General features: G+C 68.0%; 3 protein-coding genes. All 3 read left to right on the top strand.

Features of this window, described 5'->3' with window-relative positions; translation table 11 throughout:
- The first annotated feature begins 255 nt into the window (after positions 1–255).
- The 3 genes from K2F47_RS40305 to K2F47_RS40295 are packed head-to-tail and all read left to right on the top strand — an operon-like array spanning position 256 to position 3184.
- The gene (locus tag K2F47_RS40305) at positions 256–1404 is read left to right on the top strand and encodes a tyrosine-type recombinase/integrase (protein WP_242911548.1); all 1149 of its coding nucleotides are present in this window, start codon (positions 256–258) and stop codon (positions 1402–1404) included.
- Complete coding sequence (locus tag K2F47_RS40300; protein ID WP_242911546.1) at positions 1401–1730, top strand: helix-turn-helix domain-containing protein; 330 nt, start codon at positions 1401–1403, stop codon at positions 1728–1730. The genes K2F47_RS40305 and K2F47_RS40300 overlap by 4 nt, the downstream gene beginning before the upstream one ends.
- Positions 1727–3184, top strand: coding sequence for a site-specific integrase (locus K2F47_RS40295; RefSeq protein ID WP_242911544.1), 1458 nt, complete (start codon positions 1727–1729; stop codon positions 3182–3184). The genes K2F47_RS40300 and K2F47_RS40295 overlap by 4 nt, the downstream gene beginning before the upstream one ends.
- Positions 3185–3242: the final 58 nt, after the last annotated feature.

Genomic DNA, 3242 nt, shown 5'->3' with positions numbered 1-3242 from the left:
CTACCGCTAATTTCCGTTCGGATACTCCAAGCAGTCGCTATTTCAGCGGACGAAGTCTGCGACTACTTCACACGTCGCCCCGACCAGGCTGGAACCGCTGGCCTGGGCGGGGTGAGGGTGGCTGTGGAAGCGCGGCCAGCGTAATGCCTCCCCAACGAACGCCGAGCACGTCCCTTCTCACCTGCACGTTTGCCAGGCGATTACTTCTGATGAAAGATTCTTTCGTTTGATGTAGGTGGCGGAAGGTGGCGGAGCGTGAGCCTGGACGGGTCGGTGCCGGGTGCGGCGAGCCTGCATCTGGTCGGTGGGACGGTGTTGCTGCGGCCCGAGGAACAGGTCGCCGAGGCGATGCTGAGCGGATGGCGGAATCAGCAACTCGCCCGCAGCCTGGCGCTCTCTACGATCGAGGGCCGGGTGAACGCGGTGAAGGCGTTCACACGCTACTCCGACGCGTTCCCCTGGCAGTGGATGCCGCAGATGGTGGATGAGTGGCTGGGTGACCTGCGGGCGGTCCGGCATCTGCGGCACTCGACGGTGCGCAACTACGCCGAGGCGGTCCGCTCGTTCTGCGCGTTCCTCACCGACCCGGCCTACGGCTGGGCGGTCGAATGCGAACGCCGGTTCGGCTCGCACCCGATCCAGGTCTGCCACGAGTGGAACACCACGGTTCATCTTCAGGACACCGAGGCTGACCCGTCCAAGCGAGCATTCACCCGCGATGAGCTCCAGGCGTTCTTCGACCACGCCGACGACCAGGTCCACCGGGTCAGCGGCGCCGGCCGCAAGGGCTGGCTCCCGGCGTTCCGGGACGCGACGCTGTTCAAGACCGCCTACGCCTACGGGCTGCGCCGCCGCGAGGACCGGATGCTGGACCTGGCCGACTTCGGGCGCAACCCGCACGCGCCGACCTTCGGGGACTTCGGCGTCTGCTACGTCCGCTGGGGCAAGGCGATGAAGGGCTCACCGCCCAAACGCCGCAGCGTCCTGACGGTCGGACCACGCGACGGGATCGGCGGCATGGACTGGATCGTCGACACCCTCGACCAGTGGGTCACCGAAGTCCGCCCAAGGCTCGCTCAGGCATCTGCCTCATCGGCGTTCTGGCCTTCCGAGCGCAGCCCACGGATCGGATTCTCGCAGATCAACACCCGCTTCGCCGCCTACCGCGATGCGCTCGGGCTAGATCAGGGCCTGGACTTTCATTCCTTGCGCCGCTCCTACGTCACGCACCTGATCGAAGACGGCTGGGACCCACGGTTCGTCCAGGAGCAGGTCGGCCACGAACACGCCTCCACCACCTCTATCTACACCTGCGTCTCCTCGGACTTTCGCACTCGGACCCTGCTCAAAGCGATGCAGGACACCGCCGACGCCGTTCTCGCCGCCGGAAGGGGCAAGCGATGAAACGCCAGGTCAGCTACCAATGGCGGCTCCGCGAGGTCATGGCCACCCACGGCATGTTCTCCGCCACCGACCTCGCCGCCCCTCTGGCCGACCGCGGGGTCACCCTGTCCTCGGTGCAGATCTGGCGCCTGGTCACCCAGAGCCCCGAACGGCTCTCACTGCCCATCCTGGCCGCGCTCTGCGACATCTTCGACTGCACCCCCTCGGACCTGATCGGCACGCGCGCCCAGAACGCCGCGCCCCGACGCACCGCCACCGGCGACACCGGCCCGGGACCGCAGATCGCACCGATCCGACCCAAGCGCGCCCGCATCCGACCCGAATGACGCACCGGACCAGGGAGCAGTACGAGCGCTGGCATCTCGGCGAGTGCGTCCGCTGCGGACGGCGCGCGGCCAAGTCCGCGAACTGGGAGGGGCTGATATGCCGCACCTGCTGCGAGAAGGCCGCTCGGACCTTTGGCACCTGCCCGGGCTGCGGTATTGAACGACTGCTGCCCGGCCGACATGACGGCGCACCGGTCTGTCGGGACTGCGCCGGGATCACCCGCGATTTCCACTGCGACCGCTGCGGCAACGAAGCCCACCTGCTGGGCCACCGGCTCTGCGAACGCTGCACCCTCTCCGACCAGCTCGCCGAGCTCTTAGACGACGGCACCGGCCGCATCGCTCCCGGCCTTGCGCCTCTGCACGCCATGCTCATCCAGATGCCGCGTCCCAAGAGCCGCCTGATCTGGCTCCGCCGAACCACCAACCAAACTCTGCTGGCCGATCTCGCCGACGGCACGCTGCCGCTCACCCACGAGGCGTTCCACCGGCACCCTGAATGGCGCACCGCCGCGCACCTGCGTGACCTCCTCATGGCTTGCGGGCTGCTGCCCGAACGAGACGGCAGACTCCTGCGCTTCGAGAGCTGGCTGCACCGACGCCTCGCCGAACTCGCCGACCATCCGCACCAGCAGACCCTGGAACACTTCGCCGCCTGGCATCAACTGCCCAGACTCCGCGCCCGCGCCACCCACAAACCCCTAACCGACAGCGCCGGCAACCACGCAGCCCAGCATTTCAACCGGGCCCATGAGTTCCTGACCTGGCTCCACCACAACCAAAGCGATCTCGCCCAGCTCACTCAGGCCCACCTCGACCGTTGGCACGCCACCCACCCGCCTCACGAGCAGCGCTCTCTCCGCGGCTTCCTGACCTGGGCGATCAACACCGGCCGCGCCCCACGGCACCTGTCCCTGCCGAGACTGCACATCACCGAGGGCCGCCGCCTCACCCAGCACCGGCGCCTGGACCTACTGCGTCGAGTCCTGGACGAAACCGCCGGACCGGTTCCTGTCCGCGCCGCGGCCAGCCTCATGCTCCTCTATGCCCAACCCGCCAGTCGCCTGGTCCAGCTCACCACCGACGATGTCCTCCACGAAGCCGACGACGTCCTCATCCGACTCGGAGACCCGCCCACACCCATTCCCGCGCCCTTCTCCGACCTGCTGCTACGCGCCAAGAACGCAAGCACTGACAACAGCTCGACGGCGTCATGGCTGTTCCCCGGCCGCGCCGGGCGGCCACTGCACTCACGCTCCCTGGCCGACCAGGTCAGACGCATGGGCATCCCTGGCGCCGCCGGGCGGGTCGCCGCGCTGCGCCAGCTCGTCCTCCAAGCCCCCGCCCCCGTGATCGCCCAAGCCCTCGGGTTCCATGACAAAACCACCACTCGACTCGCGGCCGAAGCGGGCGGGGCCTGGAACCGCTACGCCCCCGATGACCACAGACGGTGACCTCCACAGTTCCCAGCACAAGGAACACAGATCACTCGATCAACGACTCCTGCCAGTC

The sequence above is a fragment of the Actinomadura terrae genome (genome assembly GCF_022751215.1).
GTDB classification, from domain to species: Bacteria; Actinomycetota; Actinomycetes; order Streptosporangiales; family Streptosporangiaceae; genus Spirillospora; species Spirillospora terrae.
The sequence above is the reverse complement of the archived record's forward strand: the minus strand, read 5'-3'. Positions and strand labels throughout refer to the sequence as shown.

What these genes read in the sequence shown, in the direction of transcription:
- K2F47_RS40300 (WP_242911546.1), top strand. Translation starts at nt 1,401, where the DNA reads ATGAAACGCCAGGTCAGCTACCAATGGCGGCTCCGCGAGGTCATGGCC.
- K2F47_RS40295 (WP_242911544.1), top strand. Translation starts at nt 1,727, where the DNA reads ATGACGCACCGGACCAGGGAGCAGTACGAGCGCTGGCATCTCGGCGAG.